Source organism: Amycolatopsis sp. NPDC021455, from assembly GCF_040640995.1.
In the GTDB taxonomy this organism is placed as follows: Bacteria; Actinomycetota; Actinomycetes; order Mycobacteriales; family Pseudonocardiaceae; genus Amycolatopsis.
This window is the reverse complement of the sequence record NZ_JBFACT010000022.1, coordinates 109,430-128,971: the sequence shown is the minus strand read 5'-3', so window position 1 is coordinate 128,971 and position 19,542 is coordinate 109,430. Positions and strand designations below refer to the sequence as shown.

Annotated in this window: 18 protein-coding genes; 6 read left to right on the top strand and 12 right to left on the bottom strand. The window is 72.8% G+C overall.

Translation table 11 applies throughout. The features are described 5' to 3' along the window. Positions 1 to 96 precede the first annotated feature (96 nt). The 6 genes from AB0G28_RS24595 to AB0G28_RS24570 all read right to left on the bottom strand — a co-directional run bounded on the left by AB0G28_RS24595 (position 97) and on the right by AB0G28_RS24570 (position 7,890). Positions 97 to 834 (bottom strand): GAF and ANTAR domain-containing protein, encoded by a 738-nt coding sequence (locus AB0G28_RS24595; protein ID WP_361093180.1) that lies wholly within the window; start codon positions 832 to 834, stop codon positions 97 to 99. A 244-nt stretch (positions 835 to 1,078) separates the two neighbouring features. Continuing rightward, positions 1,079 to 1,381, bottom strand: a complete 303-nt coding sequence (locus AB0G28_RS24590) for an STAS domain-containing protein (RefSeq protein ID WP_361093177.1) — start codon at positions 1,379 to 1,381, stop codon at positions 1,079 to 1,081. Next, a complete protein-coding gene (locus AB0G28_RS24585) occupies positions 1,378 to 5,451 on the bottom strand; it encodes a SpoIIE family protein phosphatase (protein WP_361093174.1) in 4,074 nt (1,357 codons plus the stop codon). Before AB0G28_RS24585 ends, AB0G28_RS24590 begins: the two co-directional genes overlap by 4 nt. A gap of 59 nt (positions 5,452 to 5,510) precedes the next feature. Further along, positions 5,511 to 5,942 (bottom strand): ATP-binding protein, encoded by a 432-nt coding sequence (locus AB0G28_RS24580; RefSeq protein ID WP_361093171.1) that lies wholly within the window; start codon positions 5,940 to 5,942, stop codon positions 5,511 to 5,513. Continuing rightward, on the bottom strand, positions 5,939 to 7,522 hold the full coding sequence (locus AB0G28_RS24575) for a GAF domain-containing SpoIIE family protein phosphatase (protein ID WP_361093168.1): 1,584 nt from the start codon (positions 7,520 to 7,522) through the stop codon (positions 5,939 to 5,941). The genes AB0G28_RS24580 and AB0G28_RS24575 overlap by 4 nt, the downstream gene beginning before the upstream one ends. Then, positions 7,522 to 7,890, bottom strand: coding sequence for an STAS domain-containing protein (locus tag AB0G28_RS24570; RefSeq protein ID WP_361093165.1), 369 nt, complete (start codon positions 7,888 to 7,890; stop codon positions 7,522 to 7,524). Before AB0G28_RS24570 ends, AB0G28_RS24575 begins: the two co-directional genes overlap by 1 nt. Positions 7,891 to 8,059: 169 nt before the next feature. Between AB0G28_RS24570 and AB0G28_RS24565 the strand changes: the two genes are divergently transcribed. Then, positions 8,060 to 8,443 (top strand): STAS domain-containing protein, encoded by a 384-nt coding sequence (locus AB0G28_RS24565; RefSeq protein WP_361093162.1) that lies wholly within the window; start codon positions 8,060 to 8,062, stop codon positions 8,441 to 8,443. Positions 8,444 to 8,465: 22 nt separating this feature from the next. Here AB0G28_RS24565 and AB0G28_RS24560 read toward each other — a convergent pair whose 3' ends face one another. Further along, positions 8,466 to 9,692 (bottom strand): GAF domain-containing SpoIIE family protein phosphatase, encoded by a 1,227-nt coding sequence (locus tag AB0G28_RS24560; RefSeq protein ID WP_361093159.1) that lies wholly within the window; start codon positions 9,690 to 9,692, stop codon positions 8,466 to 8,468. An 82-nt stretch (positions 9,693 to 9,774) separates the two neighbouring features. Between AB0G28_RS24560 and AB0G28_RS24555 the strand changes: the two genes are divergently transcribed. Next, complete coding sequence (locus AB0G28_RS24555) at positions 9,775 to 10,494, top strand: histidine phosphatase family protein (RefSeq protein WP_361093156.1); 720 nt, start codon at positions 9,775 to 9,777, stop codon at positions 10,492 to 10,494. 4 nt (positions 10,495 to 10,498) lie between these two features. Further along, the gene (locus AB0G28_RS24550; RefSeq protein WP_361093153.1) at positions 10,499 to 11,341 is read left to right on the top strand and encodes an NAD(P)H-hydrate dehydratase; all 843 of its coding nucleotides are present in this window, start codon (positions 10,499 to 10,501) and stop codon (positions 11,339 to 11,341) included. A 4-nt stretch (positions 11,342 to 11,345) separates the two neighbouring features. On the opposite strand, the gene AB0G28_RS24545 is transcribed toward AB0G28_RS24550, so the two are convergent. From AB0G28_RS24545 to AB0G28_RS24535, 3 genes are read right to left on the bottom strand one after another with little or no spacing between them, the layout of a single operon-like run. Continuing rightward, a complete protein-coding gene (locus AB0G28_RS24545) occupies positions 11,346 to 12,065 on the bottom strand; it encodes an SDR family oxidoreductase (protein ID WP_361093150.1) in 720 nt (239 codons plus the stop codon). Continuing rightward, a complete protein-coding gene (locus tag AB0G28_RS24540) occupies positions 12,062 to 12,910 on the bottom strand; it encodes an oxidoreductase (protein ID WP_361093147.1) in 849 nt (282 codons plus the stop codon). Before AB0G28_RS24540 ends, AB0G28_RS24545 begins: the two co-directional genes overlap by 4 nt. Positions 12,911 to 12,953: 43 nt before the next feature. Next, complete coding sequence (locus AB0G28_RS24535; RefSeq protein WP_361093144.1) at positions 12,954 to 13,772, bottom strand: helix-turn-helix transcriptional regulator; 819 nt, start codon at positions 13,770 to 13,772, stop codon at positions 12,954 to 12,956. Positions 13,773 to 13,937: 165 nt separating this feature from the next. Here AB0G28_RS24535 and AB0G28_RS24530 point away from each other — a divergent pair, with 165 nt between their 5' ends. After that, entirely contained in the window at positions 13,938 to 16,199 is a 2,262-nt protein-coding gene (locus AB0G28_RS24530; protein WP_361093141.1) for a PHB depolymerase family esterase, read from the top strand. 144 nt (positions 16,200 to 16,343) lie between these two features. Further along, positions 16,344 to 16,556: a hypothetical protein gene (locus tag AB0G28_RS24525; RefSeq protein WP_093953761.1), complete on the top strand. Its 213-nt coding sequence runs from the start codon at positions 16,344 to 16,346 to the stop codon at positions 16,554 to 16,556. 326 nt (positions 16,557 to 16,882) lie between these two features. Here AB0G28_RS24525 and AB0G28_RS24520 read toward each other — a convergent pair whose 3' ends face one another. Next, a complete protein-coding gene (locus tag AB0G28_RS24520) occupies positions 16,883 to 17,404 on the bottom strand; it encodes an ATP-binding protein (protein ID WP_361093138.1) in 522 nt (173 codons plus the stop codon). Between the two features lie 239 nt (positions 17,405 to 17,643). On the opposite strand from AB0G28_RS24520, the gene rho reads away from it, so the two are divergent. After that, positions 17,644 to 18,705 (top strand): transcription termination factor Rho, encoded by a 1,062-nt coding sequence (gene rho / locus AB0G28_RS24515; protein ID WP_361093135.1) that lies wholly within the window; start codon positions 17,644 to 17,646, stop codon positions 18,703 to 18,705. A 14-nt stretch (positions 18,706 to 18,719) separates the two neighbouring features. Here the strand turns inward: rho and AB0G28_RS24510 are convergent, their stop codons facing one another. Next, positions 18,720 to 18,998: a hypothetical protein gene (locus AB0G28_RS24510; protein ID WP_361093132.1), complete on the bottom strand. Its 279-nt coding sequence runs from the start codon at positions 18,996 to 18,998 to the stop codon at positions 18,720 to 18,722. Positions 18,999 to 19,542 lie beyond the last annotated feature (544 nt).

Below are 19,542 nucleotides of genomic sequence, written 5' to 3'. Positions count from 1 at the left end.
GACCCTTTCCATATCTTTTCCCGGCCCTCCGACCCGCATGAGCTTCCGGCGTCTTGAACGAGTCGTTCAGGACCCCGGAGGTCCTGAACGACTCGTTCAAGACAAGCGCGAATCCGCCGAGGACAGCTCTTCGACGAACCGCGCCGCGACGTCCCGCACCTTCACGTTGGTGCGCTGCGATTCCGTGACGAGACGCTTCATGGCGTCGTCGGCGCTGATCCGGTGCACCGCCATCAGGATGCCCTTGGCCTGCTCGATGACCGCGCGCGACCGCATCGCCACCTCGAGGTCGGACGCCCGGCGGCGGGCCTGGTGGTAGCGCCGCGTGGTGCGCAGCCCGAACGAGACGACCGTGGTGTAGAGCCTCAGCAGCTGCGAGTCGGTCTCGGCGAACCCGTGGTCGCCGTAGCCGAAGAGGTTGAGGGCACCGGAAAGGTGCTCGTCGACGCGCAGCGGCGCGGCCAGGTAGCTGCCGATCCCGAGCTCGCGGGCGCGGGCGGTGAACTCGGGCCACTCCGCCCCGGCCGTCGCGAGCGGCACGCGGACGATCTTGCCGGTCTCCGCCGCTTCCAGGCACGGGCCCGCGTCCGCCGCGTACTGGGCCCGGTCGATCTCGACGGCGCGGTCGTCGGTGGAGGCCGCGGTCGACGGCTCGCCGTCCCGGATCGCCGTGATGCTGGCCAGATCGGCGCCGGGCACCGCGCGGACGGCTTCGGCGCAGACGGCGTCGAGGATCTCGGACTCGGCGGGTTCGGTCTCCAGCGCGCCGGTGAGGTCCGCCATGGCGGCGGTCAGCTCGTCGAGGTGCTCGGGCAGGATCGGCTCACCGGTCACGCGGTCACCTCCGTCCCGGACGAATGCTGCGGATGTCGGACGGCTGTGGTTTCAACGCCAACATCGAAACCTTACTCGCGTGCGGCGCGTCCTCGGCAACACTCGGCCGGGCGGTGGCTCCGGCCCGGCGCTCGCTGCTGAACGTCGTGGGTTGGCGCCGGGGCCACCTGGCGACGACCGGCCGCAACCCACCGAACGGGCCGTCGCTGGGGCACGCTTACCCGGTGAGCGGCCGGCCAACCGCTCAGCGGATCAGCACCTTCGTCACCTGGGCGAGCCCGGACACCCGCAGCACCCGGTCGAGCAGCCGCGGCGCCACCAGCCGCAGGTCGTGCCCTCCGGCCCGGTCGAACAGCACCGCGACGCCGGCGCTGTCGAGGTAGGTCACCCCGGTCAGGTCCACGGTCACGGCGGTCCGCGCCGCCAGCTCGCGGTCCAGGGCGGCGCCGAACTCCGTGGCGTTGCTCATGTCGATCTCGCCCGTGGCGGTCAGGACGCGGTCCCCGTCTTCGCCCGGGCCGGCGACCAGCGTGAGTGCCGTCGTCACGAACCGATCCTCCATTCCAGCGTGACGGTGGTCCCGGTGGCGTCGTGCCGGAAGGTGACCGCGTCGGCCAGCGCTTCCATCATCGGCACGCCGCGCCCGCGCAGCACGTGGTTGTCCGGCGGCGGCTGCTTCCAGTGCCCGTGGTCGGTCACCGTGACGACCAGGTGCGCGCCGGTGAGCCGGGCCGCCAAGTGCGCCGCCGCCCCGGCACCGGCGAGGTACGCGTGCTCGACGGCGTTGGCGCAGGCCTCGCCCGCCGCGACGAGCACGTCCTGCGCGAGGTCCGGTTCGACCGCCGCGTTGGCCAGCCACGCGCGCAGCCAGTGGCGGGTGGAGGCGAGGCTGTCCGGGTGGGCCGGGAAATCCAGGGCCAGCGGCGGCACCGACCGGCGGTAGAGCAGCAGCGCGACGTCGTCCTCGTAGCCGTCCGCCGGCCGGAGCGCGCTCATCAGGGTGGCCGCCAGGCCGGGCAGGTCGGCGTCCCGCGCGCCGTGGGCGACCTCGGTGACCCGCCGGATGCCGTCGTCCAGCGACTCGCGGCGGCGTTCGACCAGCCCGTCGGTGTAGAGCATCAGCAGCGCGCCGATCGGCACCACCGCCGTGGCCTCCGGCCGCGGGCCGTCGACGCGGACGGCGAGCGGCACGCTGCCGCCCTCGTCGAGGAACTGCGCCGTGCCGTCGCGGTGCACGAGGGTGGCCGGCGGGTGCCCGGCGCTGCTGTAGGTGAGCGCGCCGCTGGCCGGGTCGAGGATTCCGCAGAAGACGGTGGTGCACAAGGCACCCGGGAGCCGTCCGGCGAAGCGGTCGAGCGCGGCCAAGGTGTGCGCCGGGCTGCTGGCCTCCAGCAGCAGCGCGCGGCAGGCGCTGCGGAGCTGGCCCATCACCGCGGCCGCCGCGAGCCCCCGGCCGACGCAGTCGCCGACGACGATGCCGATCCGGTCGCCGGCCAGCGCGATGACGTCGTACCAGTCGCCGCCCACTTCCAGCGGCGGGTTCGCCGGCTCGTAGCGCACCGCGAAGCCGTCGGGCAGCCGGGCCGGGCCGAGGATCGAGCGTTGCAGCGCGAGCGCGACCTCTCGCTGCCGGTCGTCGCGGTGGGCGCGGCGCAGGGCGTGGGCCAGCGTCCCGGCCAGCAGGGCCAGCAGCGTCCGGTCCTCGGTGCCGAGCGGGCGTTCCGGTGCGGGCTCGACCCACAGCGTCAGCCGGCCGCCGGGGTGGTCGAGGGTGGTGCCCGCGCCGCCGTCGGCCGGGCTCGCGTGCAACGCCGGGAGCGAGCGGACGTGGTCGAGGGTCGCGCGCAGCGGTGCGGCGAGGTCGGTCCAGCGCCGGTCGGCGGGATCGGTGGAGGCGACCCCCGGTTCGCCGTCGTGCGGCCAGCTCACCGCGAGGACGCGTTCGGCCTGCCACAGCTCGCGCAGCAGCTCGAGTGCGGTGCGGAGCACCTCCGGCACCCCGCTGACCGCGGCCAGGCGCTGGTTCATCGAGGCGAGCGCGCTTTCGCGCTGCACGGCGTAGCGCTCGGCGGTGACGTCGCGGATCGTGCCGACGAGCCGGCGCCGTCCTTCGTCGTCGTGCAGCTCGTTGTAGGCGACCGCGGCCCACACCCGGTGCCCGTCCCGGTGCCGCAGCGGCAGCACGAAGCTGCCCGAAGGTTCGTCGCGCGCGTGGCCGAAGGCGCCGGCGACCTGCCGGTAGGCGACGGGGTCGGTCTCGCGGCCCGGCCACCACGGGTGCGGCGCCGCGTAGGGCAGTCCCTCGGGGCCGAACCCCAGCAGCTCGGTGCACGCGGCGTTGATCTCCACGACCTGCCCGTCGGCGTCGCAGACGAAGAACCCTTCCTGCAGGGAGTCGATCATCGCCGCCCGCCACCGCGAATGCTGGGTCCGCAGCCGGGCCAGCCGGATGGTCGTGCGGACGCGCGCGAGCAGTTCCCGCGCCGAGAACGGCTTCACGAGGTAGTCGTCGGCGCCGGCGGCCAGTCCGTCGACGGCGGCTTCCTGCCCGGCCCGCGCGGACAGCAGCAGCACGGGCACGGCGGCGGTGCGCGGGTCGGCGCGCAGCTTGGCGAGCAGGCCGAGGCCGTCCAGCCGCGGCATCATGACGTCGCTGATGATCAGCTCGGGCGGCTCGGCGGACGCGGCGGCGAACGCGTCGGCGCCGTCGCGGACCGCCGTCACCGCGTAGTCGTCGCGCAGCAGCCGGACGAGGTACTCCCGCATGTCGGCGTTGTCGTCGGCGACCAGCACCCGGGCGCCCGGGACCGCCGCGGGCGCGGGCGCCGGGCTGTTGTCCGGCAGCCAGCGCAGGGCTTCCTGCACGTACGGTTCCGCGGTCTCCGCGGCGATCCCGCCGGCCGAGGACTCGCTGACGACGTGGTCGGCGGGCAGGTGCCGGGTGCCCAGCGGCAGCCGGATCCGGAACGTCGTCCCGGCGCCCGGCGTGCTCTCCACGGCGACGCCGCCGCCGTGGATGCCGACGAGCTCGCGCACCAGCGCCAGGCCGATCCCGCTGCCCTCGTTCGAGCGGGCTCGCGCCGACGGGATCCGGTGGAACCGCTCGAACAGCCGGGGCAGTTCCGCCGCGTCGATCCCGATCCCGGTGTCGGACACCGCGACGACCGCGTGGCCGCCGTCGACGGCGGTGCTCACCCGGATCGTGCCGTCGAAGGTGAACTTGACCGCGTTCGACAGCAGGTTGAAGACGACCTTCTCCCACATCCCGCGGTCGACGTGCACCGGCTCGCCCACCGGGCCGCAGTCGACCTCGAAGGCCAGCCCGGCCCGCTCGACGGCGGCGCGGAAGACGCTCGCCAGCTCCGCGGTGAGCGCGGCGAGGTCGACCGGCTCGAAGCGGGCCTGCATCCGGCCCGCCTCGATGCGGGAGAAGTCGAGCAGGGTGTTCACCAGCCGGCCCAGCCGCAGCGCGTTGCGGTGGATGACGTCGACCTCCTCCCGCACCCGCTCGTCGGCCTCGCCCAGCGCGTCCCGCAGCTCGGCCGCGGGGCCGAGGATCAGCGTGAGCGGGGTCCGGAACTCGTGGCTGATGTTGGCGAAGAACGTCGTCTTCGCCGCGTCGAGCGCGGTCAGCTCCTCGGCGCGCTGCTGCTGGACCTGGTAGGCGATCGCGCCGTTGACCAGCGCCGTCGTCTGCTGCGCGACCAGCCCGAGGAACGTCCGGTAGGAGTCGTCGAGCGCGCGCCCGGCGCTCGCCGCCAGCACGATCACGCCGGTGGCCGCGTCGCCGGCGTCGCCGGGCAGCGGCAGCACCATCGCCTCGGTGGGCGGTGTGGACCAGCCGCCCGGCGGCAGCTCGCCGAAAGCCCCGTCCGCCACCGTCCGCGCGACGCCGTCGGCGAGCACCTCCGCCAGCGGCCAGGCAGCCGGGTCGCCGGCGCCTTCGCCGCCGGGGGTGACGGCCGCGAGCGCCAGCCCGCCGTCGCCGTCGCGGACGTGGATGGCGGCGTACGGGACGTCGGCGCCGGCCTGGCCGAGCACCCCGGCGACCAGCTCACAGGCCTCGCCGACGGTGCGGGCGACCCCGGCCTGGGCGCCGAGCTCGCGCAGCGTCGCCAGGCGCCGCTCGCCGATGACCCGCTCGGTGGTGTCGTAGACCGCGGTGAACACCGCGCGCACGGTGCCCTCGTCGTCGTGCACCGGGCTGTAGGAGTACGTCCAGTAGGTCTCTTCCCAGTAGCCGTGCCGGTTCATCGGCAGCAGCAGGTCCTCCGACCAGGTCGCCTCGCCGCTGGTCATCACGCTGTCCAGCATCGGGCCGATGATGTGCCAGATCTCGGCCCAGACCTCGGCGCCCGGCTTGTCCAGCGCCGGGTGCTTGGTGCCCAGCAGCGGCAGGTACGCGTCGTTGTAGAGGAACCGCAGCTCCGGGCCCCACCAGACGATCATCGGGAAGCGCGAGGTGAGGCAGATGCGGACCGCCGTCGTCAGGCTGGCCGGCCAGTCCCGCGGTTCGCCCAGCGGGGACGACGTCCAGTCGAAGTCCCGCATCCGGGCGGCCATCCGGCTGGTCCCGGGGAACGCGGCACGGTGGCCGGATTCGCTCCCGACGCTCATCACACTCCAGGTTCGCGCGGCCCCGGGCGACTCTACCCGCCCGGGGCCCGGCCCGCCGGTCAGTCCGCCGGGGCGCCGTCGGTCAGCCAGGTCATGGTCACCGTCGTGCCGTCCTCGCGGTGCACCTGGGCGCAGTGGTCGGTGAGGCTGTCGATGAGCAGCAGGCCGCGGCCGCGCAGCCCGTTCGTCGCCGTCGGCGGCCGCCAGGTGCCGTAGTCGCTGACCGTCACCGTCAGCCGCCCGGGCAGCGCTTCGGCCCGGACGTCGATCGGGCCGGGCTCGCGGTCGCGGTAGGCGTGCTCGGCCGAGTTCGCCATCGCCTCGTAGCCGGCGAGGACGACGTCTTCCTGCCGTTCGGGGCTCAGGCCGAGCGCGTCCAGCCAGCGGGCCAACGCTTCTCGCAGGTCCGGCAGCCGCTCGGCCACCGCGGGCGTGCGCCGGTGGAAGGTCGCCGCGGGCGCCGGTGCGCCCGGTGGGAGGGGGTCCGTCATGTGCCGTCCTCTCCGCGGTGGCGCACGTGGATCACGGCGATGTCGTCGTCGTGCCGGCCGCGGGTCAGTTCCTCGACGAGCTTGTCCCACGCCGTCTCGAGGTCGGCGGCGGTGAGCAGCTGCGGGATGCCCGCCAGCAGCCACTCGACGCCGAGGGTGAGGTCGCGGGTGCGGCTCTCGACCAGCCCGTCGGTGTAGAGCACCAGGTCCGCGCCGGGCGGGAACCCGGTCGTGCGCTGGGGGAAGGCCGAGCCGATGCCCAGCGGCTGCGCCAGTGCCTCGCCGATCTGGTCGAGCGAGCCGTCCGGGCGGACCAGGATCGCCGGGAGGTGGCCGGCGTTGGCGTAGGTCAGCGTGCCGTCGGCCGGCCGGTGGACCGCGTAGAAGCAGGTCACGAAGCTTTCGCCGAGCAGCCCGCCGGTCAGCTCGGAGGCGTTGCGCAGGACCTCCGACGGGGGCAGCTCCAGCAGGGCGTAGCTGCGGACGGCGGTCCGGACTTGGCCCATCACCGTCGCGGCCGTGACGCCGTGGCCGACGACGTCCCCGATGACGAACGCGGTGGCGCCCGAGGGCAGCCGGATCACGTCGAACCAGTCGCCACCCACCTTGCTCCCGGTGGCCGCGGGCAGGTACCGGGTGAACACGTCGAGACCGGGGGTGGGCGGGGCGACCGGCAGCATGCCGCGGGCCAGTTCCGTTGCGAGGGTGCGCTCGCGTTCGTAGAGGCGGGCGTTGTCCAGCGCGATGGCCGTGTAGCCGGCGATGCCCTCGGCGAGGTACTCGTGCCGCGCGGTGAACCGGCCCGGTTCCGGGTGGCCGAAGAAGAAGCCGCCCAGCACTTCCCCGGTCGTCGGGCTGAGCACGGGTACGGCCAGGTAGCTGCACACGGGCAGGTGGCCCTCCGGCATCCCGTGGTACGGCGCGTTCTTCCCGAACCGCGGGTCTTTCGTGATGTCGGGACTGCGGACGGTGCCGTCGCCGTCGAACGTCGGGGCGAAGACGGCGGTGTTGCGCGGCATCGGGAACGCGGCGAACGCCTCGCGCGGCACCCCCGAAAGCGTGTACAGCGTGTACGACTCGCCGAACTCGTCGACCAGGTTGTAGAAGAACGCGCCGAAACCGGCTCCGGTCGCCTTCGTGGCCGCGTCCGTCGCGTCCTGCACGATCCGGTCGATGTCGAGCTGGGCGGTCAGCTCGCGGCCGGTGGAGTGGAGGGCGTCGAGCACCGCGGCTTCGCCCTGCAGCCGCCGGACGGTGCGGGCCAGGTTCGCGGCGACGGCGTCGATGGCGGCGGCTACGGCGGACGGCAGCTCCCCGGTTTCGGCTGTGGTATAGACCATCGCGCCGTACTCTCCGCCGTCCGCGGCGACGGCGACGGCCCGGGTGATTTCCTTGCCCGGCACCAGATCCGCCAGCACTGCGGGGTCGGTCACGGCCACCGCGACGTGGCTGCCGAGCACCGCGCGCGTTTCGGCCGGACCGAGGGGCAGGACCGCGGTGGCGACCGGCGCACCGGCGCCGTCGACGAACGCCCGGCGCACGGCGTCGAGGGCGGCGTCGAACTCCGGCGGGGACGTCATCAGGGGGCCAATGCCTCGGACAGCGAGGGGTAGATCGCGAGCTCGTCGGTCAGGCGGGTCAGTTCCAGCGGCCGCAAGGTGATCCGGCCGGTGGCCACCACCCGCAGCGGCACCGACGCGGCGGGCCCGCGGTGGGCCCGGACGAGCTCGGCCATCCCGGCCGAAGCCAGGAAGGTCACGCCGGTCAGGTCGATGACGACCAGCGACGGCTCCAGCCGGGCGGCGCGTTCGGTCAGCTGCCGGAGCTTCGGCGCCAGCGCGAGGTCGAGAGCGCCGTCGACGCGCAGGACCACCGTACCGTCGCGGTCCTCCAGCACCACCGAGCCCGCGTCGCCGAGTGAGGCCCCGGTCACGTCTCTTTCGGCCATGGGCCACATCCTGCCTGCTCGCGGGCGCGCCGAAAAGCGGAACGGGCACTGACACGGCGGCGTGTCCCCCGGCCAGGCATGATGGGGAGCGGTTGAGCAGACAGCCTTCGTGATCACGCACGCCCATCGGGGAGCCTCCGGTGGAGCCGCCGAAGGCGAGGAGAAACACATGACCGAGCACACCCACACCGAAAGCTCGGCCACCGCTGTGCCGTTCGGGGAGTTCCGGATCGCCCGGACGGAGCAGGAAGGAGCGGTCGTCGTCGAGGTCGCCGGGGACGTGGACACGACCACGGCGCCGGCTGTCGTCGAGGCCGCCGACGCGGCGCTTGCGGAGCAGCCGCCGGTGCTCGTGGTCGACCTGAGCCGGGTCGAGTTCCTCGCCTCACCCGGCCTGACGGCCTTGCTGACGATCCACCGCAACGCCGCACCCGGCACCGCGGTCCGGATCGTCGCGTCCGGCCGGGCGACCCTGCGCCCGATCCAGCTGACCGGGCTCGAGGAAAGCCTCTCGCTGTTCCCGACCAGAGAGGCGGCCCTGGCCGGAGCCTGATCCGCGTCGTCCCGGCCGTGGCTCAGGACCCGGTCGGGACGATCCGGCGCTGGATGGCCAGCAGGGCGACGTCGTCCTGGGCCGCCTGGCTGCCGATCATCGCCCTCATGATCCGCGCGCAGACGCGCTCCGGCTCGCCGGCGCGCACCGCCGCCTCGAGCTGGTGCATGCCGGCGTCCACCGGCCGGTCCCGCCGTTCGACCAGCCCGTCGGTGTAGAAGGCGAGCACCGCGCCGGGCGGCAGCTCGACCACGCTGGTGCGCCGTTCCGGCTGTCCGATGGTCAGCCCGATCGGCGGGTCCGGCGGAACGTCCACCAGCCGGCCCGTTTCTTCGCCGGGCACGGCCAGCACCGGGGGCAGGTGCCCCGCCAGCGACAGCGTCAGCGACTCGCGGCCCGGGCCGATGATCCCGTACGCCACCGTGGCCATCGCGCCGTGCTCGAAGTGGTTGGCCTTCCGGTCGAGCTTGGCGAGCACCTCGGCCGGGCTTTCGCAGTCGAGGGCGTAGGCGCGCAGGGCGCTGCGCAGGCGTCCCATGATCACGGCTGCTTCGAGGCCGTGGCCGGAGACGTCGCCCATCACGACGCCGAGCCGGTCGCCCGGCAGGGAGAACAGGTCGTACCAGTCGCCGCCGAGGCCGGTTTCAGCGCCGGGCACGTACCGGGCGCCGAAGGCCAGGCCGGGCACCTCCGGCAGGCTGCTCGGCAGCAGGCTGCGCTGCAGCGCCACGGTGGCGGTGCGGTTCTCCTCCAGGGCCTCCACCTGGATCGCCATCGCGAGGCGGTCGGCGACCAGCTGCATGGTGGCCACTTCGGAGTCCACGAACTGCCGCGGCGTGACAGAACCGACGTGCAGCACGCCGACGAGCTCGCTCCCGGCCAGCATCGGGACACCGAGCAGGGAGTGCAGACCCCGTTCCCAGAGCAGGGAGTTCACGACGGTGGTTTCGTCGACGTGGTCGACGATGACCGGGGCCCGCTCGAGCGCGACCTTGCCGGCGAACCCGCTGCCGACCGGCACCCGCACGCCCTGGTGAACCTCTTCCTCGATGCCCGCCGCCGCGAAGGCCACGAGCTGGCGGCCGTTGGCCTGGTACCGCAGCACGGTCGCGGTGTCGACCGCCAAGGCGTCGCGCAGGCGCCGCAGTGTCTCGGTGAGCAGCTCGGCCAGACCCAGGTGGTCGGCCGGCGCACCGATGATCGCCTCCAGCTGCTGCAGCCGGTCGTGGGCGTCGAGACTTCGCGACATGGAACGACCCTAGCCGCAAGCCCTTCGCACGCCTAACCATCCCGGGTTTCGACGGCGGGTCCGCCGGGGTAACCAGCCCGGCGTGAGCGTCGACTTGGAATGGGTGGGCGTGCTCCGGCACGGCCAGAGCACCGGGAACGTGGCACGGGAAGAAGCGGAGTCGGCGGGGGTGGACGTGATCGACATCGCCGAGCGTGACGCCGACGTGCCGCTCACGGAACTGGGGGAGGAGCAGGCGAAGGCCGCGGGCGAGTTCCTCGCGGGGCACCGCTTGGACGTCGTGGTCACCTCGACCTACCGCCGGGCCTGGGACACCGCCCGGCTGGCCGCACCCGACGGCGTGGCGGTCGTCCCGGACGAACGGCTGCGCGACCGCGAGCTCGGCGTGCTCGACCTGCTCACCTCGCACGGCGTCCGCGAGCGGTGGCCCGACGAGTTGCGGCGCAAGCGGCGGCTGGGCAAGTTCTACTACCGGCCGCCGGGCGGCGAGTCCTGGGCCGACGTCGTGCTGCGGCTGCGGTCGCTGCTGGCCGAGCTGAGCGCCGAGCGGCCCGGCGGCCGCGTGCTGCTGGCCGCGCACGAGATGACCGTCTTCGCCCTGCGCTACCTCCTGGAAGGCCTGCCGGAACCCGACCTGCTGCGGGCCGCGGACGCCACCGAGGTGCCGAACGGCTCGGTGACGGCCTGGGAACGCGACCGCGACGGCGGGTTCACGATGGTGCTCGCCCAGGAGGTCGGCCACCTGCACGCCACCGGCACGCCACCGACGGCGGACGACGATGCCGCGCGGCAGCTCTCCTGACCCGGTGCCGATCAGCCCGGCCCTGTTGCGGGACAGGCGGATCGGCACCGAAGAGCGCGGCACCGTCCTCGTCGTCGGCGGGGCCCGGACCGTGCCGGGGGCGCCGGCGCTGTCCGGGACCGCCGCCCTGCGCGCCGGGGCGGGCACGCTGCAGCTGGCGGTCGCCGAACGGCACGCGACGGCCATCGGCGTCGCGGTCCCCGAGTCGTCGGTGTTCGGGTTGCCCGAGACGGCGTCCGGCACGATCGGCGGCGACGCCGTCGACCGGCTCGCCGACGTGCTGCCCGGGGCCGGCACCGTCGTCGTCGGCCCGGGTCTCACCGGTGTCGCCGAGACCCAAGACCTGCTGCGGCGGCTGGTCCCCGCCGTCGCCCCGGACGCGCGCGTGGTGCTCGACGCGTTCGCGCTCGGCGCCCTGAGCCGCGACCCGGCGCTCGCGGAACCCCTGGCGGGCCGGCTCGTCCTCACCCCGAACCGCGTCGAGGCCGCCTACCTCGACGGCTGCGCGGAAAAGGACGTCGACGACCTGGAAACCGCGGTGCGGATCGCCGAGCGCTACCGCGGCGTGGTGCTGCTCTTCGGCGTGGTCGCCTCGCCGGACGGCCGGGCTTGGCGCGACGGCAGCGGCCACGTCGGCCTGGCGACGTCCGGCAGCGGCGACGTCCTGGCCGGGCTGACCGGCGGCTTCCTCGCCCGCGGCGCGGCCGTCGACCAGGCGGCCTGCTGGGCCACGCACGTCCACGCCGTGGCCGGCCAGCGGCTGATCCCCGACACCGGGAGCACCGGGCTGCTGGCCCGGGAGCTCGTGGCCGAGATCCCGCGGGTCATCGCCGAGCTGGAGCGCTGAGCCGCTACCGCTGGGTGGTCGGCCGGACGACGACCTCGTTCACGTCGACGCCGTCCGGCTGCCCGATCGCGTACGAGATCGCCCCGGCGATGGCGTCCGGCGGGAGGGTCACCGCGCGGTAGTCCCGCATCGCCGCCTTCGCCCCGGGCTCGGTGATGCTGTCGGCCAGTTCGGATTCGGTGACCCCGGGGGAGATCGTCGTCACGCGGATGCCCGGATCGGCTTCCAGGCGCAGGCCTTCGGTGATCGCGCGGGCGGCGTATTTGGTGCCGCAGTACACCGCGGCCGTCGGCACCACCTCGTGCGCGCCGGTGGAGGCGATCGTCACGAAGTGCCCTGATCCCTGCCGCCGGAAGTGCGGCAGGGCGGCCGCGATCCCGTGCAGCAGGCCGCGGACGTTGACGTCGATCATCCGGTCCCATTCGCCGACGAGCAGCGAGTCCAACCGCGACAGTGGCATCACGCCCGCGTTGGCGACGAAGACGTCGAGCCGTCCGTGCTGTTCGACTGCCGTGTCGGCGAACGCGGCGACGTCCGCGCGGTCGGTGACGTCGAGGCGGTGCACGTCGGCGGTGCCGCCGGCGTCGTGGATCTCCTTCGCCAGCGCCGTCAGCCGGTCTTCGCGGCGGGCGCCGAGCACGACGTGGTGGCCTTCGCGGGCCAGCCGCAGCGCGGTGGCGTACCCGATGCCGCTGCTGGCACCGGTGATGAGGACGGTTTTCACGGGGTTCCTTCCGGGAAGTCGGCGCCGAGGGTGGTCTCGCGCCAGGTGTCGAAAGTGGTTCGGAGGGTGTCGAGCCGCGCGGTGGCGATGTCGTAGGCGGCCTTGCCGAGGAGCAGGCGCAGCGGCGGCTCTTCGGCGCCGACGGCGTCGATGACCGCTTCGGCGGCTCGCACCGGGTCCCCGGGTTGGTGGCCGTAGGTCGCGGTGGTCGCCGCGCGGCGGGCGCCGGCCGTCTCGGCGTAGTCGTCGATGTGGATCGCCGACTGCCGCATCGACGGCCCGGACCAGCTGGTGCGGAACGCCGCGGGTTCGACGATGGTCACCTTGATGCCCAGCGGGGCCACTTCGGCGGCCAGGGACTCGGAAAGGCCTTCCACGGCGAACTTCGTCGCGTGGTAGTAGCCGGTGGCGCCGAAGGCGGCCAGTCCGCCGAGGGAGGAAACGGTGACGACGTGCCCGCTGCGACGGGCCCGCATGCCCGGCAGCACCGCGCGGGTGACGTCGGCGAGGCCGAAAACGTTGGTGTCGAACAGCTTGCGGATCTCGTCGTCCTCGCCTTCCTCGACCGCGGCGAGGTAGCCGTAGCCGGCGTTGTTGACCAGGACGTCGATCCGGCCGAACGCCGATTCGGCCTGCTTCACCGCGTCGACGACCTGCGCGTGGTCGGTGACGTCGAGCGGCAGGACCAGGGCGCGGCCGCCGTGTCCGGCGGCCAGATCGGCCACCTGCTCCGGGTCGCGGGCCGTGACGACCGCCCGCAGCCCGCGGTCGAGCACGGCGGTCGCCAGTGCGCGGCCGAGGCCGGTGGAACAGCCGGTGATGAACCAGACAGCGTTTTCGGGCATGACGAATTACTCCGTCCATTGTGGATTGTGAGAAGGAAGGTGCTCAGCCGGCGGCGAGACTGCCGAGCAGGGCGAGCGCGGCTTCCGACGGGCTGCCCGGCTCGGCCTGGTAGACGATCAGCTGCTGGCCGGGCGCGCTGTTGACGGTCAGCGCCTCGTAGCTCAGCGTCAGCTCGCCGACCTGGGGGTGCCGGAACCGCTTGGTCTCGTGCGTCTTCTGCCGGATGTCGTGCCGGGCCCACAGGCGGCGGAAGTCGGCGCTCTTGACCGACAGCTCGCCCACGGTCTCGATCAGCCGCGGGTCGTCCGGGTCCAGCCCGGCGGCCGCCCGCAGTCCGCCGACGGTGTTGACCGCGACGCGCTCCCAGTCCGGGTAGAACTCGCGCGCGTCCGGGTCGAGGAACACCAGCCGGACGAGGTCACCACTGTGGGTGTGCCCACCGAACAACGCCGCGCCCAGCGCATTGTGCGCCAGCACTTCGAGACAACGGCCGAGCACGAGTGCCGGGGTGTCCGGCCAGCCGTCCATCAGGCGCAGGAGGTTCGGGCTGACCTTCTCGGGGCGTCGTGAGCGGCGGCGACCGGGTGCCGGCCGGGCCAGCCGGTGCAGGTGTGCGGTGGCGTCCTCGTCCAGCGCGAGCCCTCGCGCGAGCGCGTCCAGGACCTGCGCCGACGGGTTCCGCTCCCGGCCCTGCTCCAGGCGCACGTAGTAGTCGGTGCTCACCCCGGCCAGCACGGCCACCTCTTCGCGGCGCAGGCCCGCAACCCGGCGCGCCCCACCCGCGGGCAGGCCGAGATCATCCGGGCCCACCTGCTCGCGGCGGGCCCGGAGGAACTCTCCGAGTGCGTTTTCCGTGGCCATGCTCCGAGACTAACCCGGCTCAAGCGCGGAAGGGTGGCCGTGGCGCACCCACCTTCGGGTCGCGGTCGAAACCTTCGAAACATCGCGATAATCGTTGACCCCCCGGACGCGGGAGACGAACCATCGTCGCAGTTCCTCTCCCGCTCGGAGAAAGGATGGCCTCGAGTGCGAAGGCTCCTCACCGCCCTCTCCGCCGCCATGCTGTCGATCGCCACGGCGATCGTGCTGGTCGTGGCGGCGCAGCCGGCGTCCGCGGCCACGCTGACGCGGGTGACCGACTTCGGCAGCAACCCCAGCAACCTCAACATGTACACCTACGTCCCGGACCGCGTCGCCGCTCGTCCCGCGCTGCTGGTCGCGATCCACTACTGCACCGGTTCGGCGTCGGCGGTGTTCAACGGCTACGCCCACGACTACGTCACCGCGGCCGACCAGTACGGCTACGTCATCGTGTTCCCGGAAGCCACGCGCAGCGGGCAGTGTTTCGACGTCTCCTCGCCGCAGGCCCTCACCCGCGGCGGCGGCAGCGACCCCGTAGGCATCCTCTCGATGGTCAACTGGACCAAGCAGCGCTACAACGTCGACCCGTCGCGCGTGTACGTCACCGGGTTCTCCTCGGGCGCGATGATGACGAACGTGCTCGCCGCGGAGTACCCGGACGTGTTCGCCGCCGGCTCGGCGTTCATGGGCGTCCCCGCGGGCTGTTTCGGCACCACCGACGGGTCCAGCTGGAACAGCCAGTGCGCCAACGGCCAGATCACCAAGACCCCGCAGCAGTGGGGTGACCAGGCCCGGCAGATGAGCGGCGGGCGCAGCGGCCCGTTCCCGCGGATGCAGCTGTGGCACGGCACGGCCGACGACACCCTCCGCTACCCCAACTTCGGGGAAGAGATCAAGCAGTGGACGAATCTGCAGGGCGTGAGCCAGACACCGTCGTCGACTGACTCGCCCCAGTCCGGCTGGACGCGCACCCGCTACGGCGGCACCGGCACGCAGGCGCCCGTCGAGGGCGTCAGCGTCCAGGGTGCCGGGCACTCGTTGCCGCAGAACGGGATGGTGCAGTACGCGATCGCGTTCCTCGGCCTGAACAGCAGCGGCCCGGGCACCACGACGCCGGGCACGACGACCACGACGTCCGCGCCCCCGGCGGGGACCACCTTGGGCAGCGCGGCGGCCCGGTCCGGCCGTTACTTCGGCACGGCGGTTTCGGCGGGCAAGCTCTCGGACAGCGTCTACACCGGCATCCTCAGCCGCGAGTTCACCATGATCACGCCCGAGAACGAGATGAAGATCGACGCGACCGAGCCGAACCAGAACCAGTTCAGCTACGGCAACGCGGACCGGATCGTGAACCAGGCGGCGAGCCAGGGCGCCCGGATGCGCGGGCACACGCTGGCCTGGCACGGGCAGCAGCCCGGCTGGATGCAGAGCATGGAGGGTTCGGCGCTGCGGCAGGCGATGCTGAACCACATCACCCAGGTCGCGGGCCACTACCGCGGCAAGATCTACGCGTGGGACGTGGTGAACGAGGCGTTCGCCGACGGCGGTTCCGGCGCCCGGCGCGACTCGAACCTCCAGCGCACCGGCGACGACTGGATCGAGGCGGCGTTCCGCGCCGCGCGGGCGGCCGACCCGGACGCGAAGCTCTGCTACAACGACTACAACACCGACGACTGGAACCAGGCGAAGACCCAGGCGGTGTACCGCATGGTGCAGGACTTCAAGTCCCGCGGCGTGCCGATCGACTGCGTCGGCTTCCAGTCGCACTTCAACAGCAACAGCCCGGTGCCGTCGAACTACCAGACGACGTTGCAGAACTTCACCGGACTCGGCGTGGACGTCCAGATCACCGAGCTGGACATCGAAGGTTCGGGGACGGCGCAGGCGAACAACTACCGGACGGTCACGCAGGCGTGCCTCGCGGTCGCGCGGTGCACCGGCATGACGGTGTGGGGGATCCGCGACACGGACTCCTGGCGGGCATCGGGCACCCCGCTGCTGTTCGACGGCAACGGGTCGAAGAAGGCGGCGTACACGGCGGTGCTCGACGCGCTGAACAACGGCGCGCCACCGGACGGCGGCCCGACGACCACGCCGACCACTCCCACAACCACTCCGACGACACCGACCACTCCGACTACCACCACCTCGCAGCCGGGTGGCTGCACCGCGGTCTACGCCACGACGGCGCAGTGGAACGTCGGCTTCAACGGCCAGGTGACGGTGTCGGGGACGAACAACTGGGTGCTCACTGTGACGTTCCACGAGCCCCAGAAGGTCATCGGGAGCTGGAACTACACGGGAACCTGGGACAGCACGGGATACGTGCTGACGGCCCGGCCCAACGGGAGCGGAAACGTCATCGGCTTCACCGTCCAGCACGGGGGGAACCTGACGGCGCCGACCGTGACCTGCGCGGTGGGTTAGCGGTGCTCACGGGCGGTTCCGCCAGGCGCGGAGGAACCGCCCGTGTTCCACTCGTGTCCACAGTGGAAGTGCTCGTCGTCACACCGGTGATCACCGCCCCCGGGCCGCGCGGAAACTGTCGGTGGTGGCGGCTAGCCTCATCGCATGAACACGGACGACGCGACGGTCCCGGCGCACCAGCTCACCAAGGGCCAGTGGTTCTGGCACGAGCCGGCGCCGGGGCTGCCCGCGTGGCAGCTGCAGGTGAATTCGGCGGAGTTGCTGGAGGATTCCGTCGAGATCTTCACGACGGACGAGGAACGGGAGCTGGTTTCGTACCCGCGCAACCGCCTGGTCCGCCTGGCCGGCGCGGCCTGAGGGAATGGCCACGCCGGGCCCGGCAGGGCTTTGCGCGTACTGGGGGAGAGGTGGTGCTGGGATGGGGCGCCTGCGGGGGCAGGTTAGCCGCGGGTGAAGGCCGAGCGGGGCTTGTGGCGCCGCCGACCGGGTTGCCGTTCATCGCGCGCGGAGCGTGTGCCTGGGAAGTCCCACCACTTCGGTGAACCGCAGGTGGTCGCCGGCCGCGTGTTCTTACCTGCGGTCAACCGCGCGAGTGTCTCGGAGGTTGGCCGGGAGCTATCCAGGGCCGGTCGTCGACCTCGGTGAGTCGCGCGTGGCCGCCGTCCGCGTGTTCTTGCCGCGGTTCAGACCGCGCCGGCGTCTCGGAGGCTCACCGGGCGCCAGGTCATGCGGACCGTTGTCCCGTGGCTTCCGGAGTCTATGTCGGACTGGTCCGTCACCTGGTCGATCAGCAGCAGGCCGCGGCCACCGGAGGTGCGCAGGGCCGCCGGCCGGGGACGGGTCGAAGCGATGCCGCAGCCGGTGTCGGTGACTGTCACCGTCACCGTGTCTCCGGTTCGCTCGGCCTCCAGGCGCGCCCAGCCGTGGCCGTCCGGGTAGGCGTGGGCCGCCACGTTCGCCAGCGCTTCGTACGTGGCCAGCGTGATGTCGTGTGTGCTGCCCGGGTCGAGCGGGAGCCCGCCCAACCAGCGGATCAGCTTGCGGCGCAGGTCGGCCATCTCGTTGGGCAGGGCCGGCGCCAATTCTTCGAAACTCGAGGCGACCACGGCTGCGGAGGCACGGCGCTCCGGGACCGTGGTCCCGGCTTGGTCGGCGTCGGTGCTCTCGTCCGTATCGACGCCGGTTTCCGGGGTATGTCGATACACGATTCCACTCCCATCAGTCAGCCGGGTTCCCCCGTCTCGGCGGGCTTCTCAAGTGGGCTACCCAGCGCCACGGTGTCTTACCCGTTGTGTTTCGTGAGATGTGTCGCTATGGTGGAGGCGCTCCTCGCGGATGCCGGCCGTCGGCCGCCCGGAGGAAGCTCCCGGATCCAGGCCGATCGGCCTCTTTCCTCGTTCCCGGCCCGCTGTCCGCGCGCCGGTCGTCATCCCAGGAGACACCCATGTCCGTTCACGGAATCCTCGACCTGTCCGGCAAAACGCCGTACGTCCGCCCCGGCTATCGGCCGGCGCCCGACGACGTCGCCCTGCCGCTTTCCCTCGTCCGCAAGCACAAGCTGCGCCCCGGCGACGAAATCACCGGCACCACCGAGGTGATCACCAGCGTCAACGGCGCCGATCCCGGCGAGCCGCGCCCCGGCTTCGCCGACCTCGTCCCGATCCACCCGGACCGGCGGCTGCTGCTCGAAACGACGCCGACGCGGCTGCTGCCGCGGGTGATCGACCTCGTCACCCCGCTCGGCAAGGGCCAGCGCGCGCTGGTCGTTTCGCCGCCGAAAGCGGGGAAAACCACGGTGCTGCGCGAAATCGGCCACGGCATCGCGGCCAATCACCCGGAGTGCCGGCTGCTGGTGCTGCTCGCCGACGAACGCCCGGAGGAGGTCACCGAGCTGAGCCGGACCGTGCGCGGCGAGGTGATCGCGTCCACGTTCGACCGCCCGCCCGCCGAGCACGTAGCGGTGGCGGAACTCGTCGTCGAGCGCGCGAAACGCTTGGTGGAACGCGGCGAAGACGTCGTGCTGCTGCTCGATTCGCTGACCCGGCTGGGCCGCGCGTACAACCTTTCGGTGCGCCCGTCCGGCCGGACGCTGTCGGGTGGCGTCGACGCGGCCGCGTTGCAGCCGATGAAGCGGATCCTCGGCGCCGCCCGCAACGTCGAGGGCGGCGGTTCACTCACGATCGTCGCGACGGCGCTGGTGGAAACCGGATCGCTGGCGGACACGGTGTTCTTCGAAGAGCTGAAGAGCACCGGCAACGCCGAGCTCAAACTGGACCGCAAAACGGCCGAGCGCCGCGTCTTCCCGGCGGTCGACCTCGCCGCGTCCGGCACGCGGCGCGAAGAACTCCTGGTGACGCCGGGAGAACTGGCCGCGATGCGCGAAGTCCGGCGGGCGCTGCCGGGCCCGCACGCGATCGAGCAGCTGCTGGCCCAGCTCCGCAAGACCGGTTCCAACGCGGAGTTCCTGCTGCGCGTGACGGGCGCGGCGCTGCCCGAAGCAGCTTGAGCCCTCACGCCCGATCAGCGGGGTGGCTGGTAGGGCGTGGAACGCGGGTAGGACGGCCGTTCGGGCCCGCGGTTCAAGGTGGCCACGACAAAACCGAACCCGACGACGGCGACGACAAGCGGCCCGGCCCCGGGAGCGGCGGCCCACCAGGCGACCCCGCCGGCAGCCACCAGCCACGCCACGACGAGGGTGCGCTTCGCGGTGAGGGGATAGGCCTTGGGCAATGCTCGCAGGACGCTCACACCGAGCACGAGCAGCCCGGCGATGGTCACGAGCAACACGATCAGGTACACGGGATGTCCTCCTTCGGGAGTCGGGCATCTCGGTGTCGGCTACCCGCGGCGGTGGCCGGTATGCCGTGGTTTCGGGCACACGCGGATCGATCAGGTGCGGCGGGCGGGTGGGCAGGGTGCGGGGGCGCTGCGAGAGCGCGCTGGCTGGGCCGCAAGCCGCAAGCCGCAAGCCGCAAGCCGCGAGCCGCAGCCGCAGCCGCGAGCCGCAGCCGCAAGCCGCAGCGGCAGCCGCAAGCCGCAGCGGCAGCCGCAAGCCGCAGCGGCAGCCGCAAGCCGCAAGCCGCTGCCGCAGCCGACGAGGCCGGGCTGGCCACGCAACTGCGGCCAACCGGGCGCGGCCGACCGAGCAGCGTCAGGTCGCCTTGGTCAGCCGTTCAGGGGCCCACCACCCCGAAGCCCGATTGTGACTACGGACGGCAGCACCGCGTCAAGGCGGGAAAGCGTGCCTTGACCCGGCACTACCGTCCGTGTTCTGGCTTCGTATCGGGGTGGCGGGGGAGGTCTGGGTGGGCGCCAGTTGTTCCTCAGCGTGCCGTTCACGACC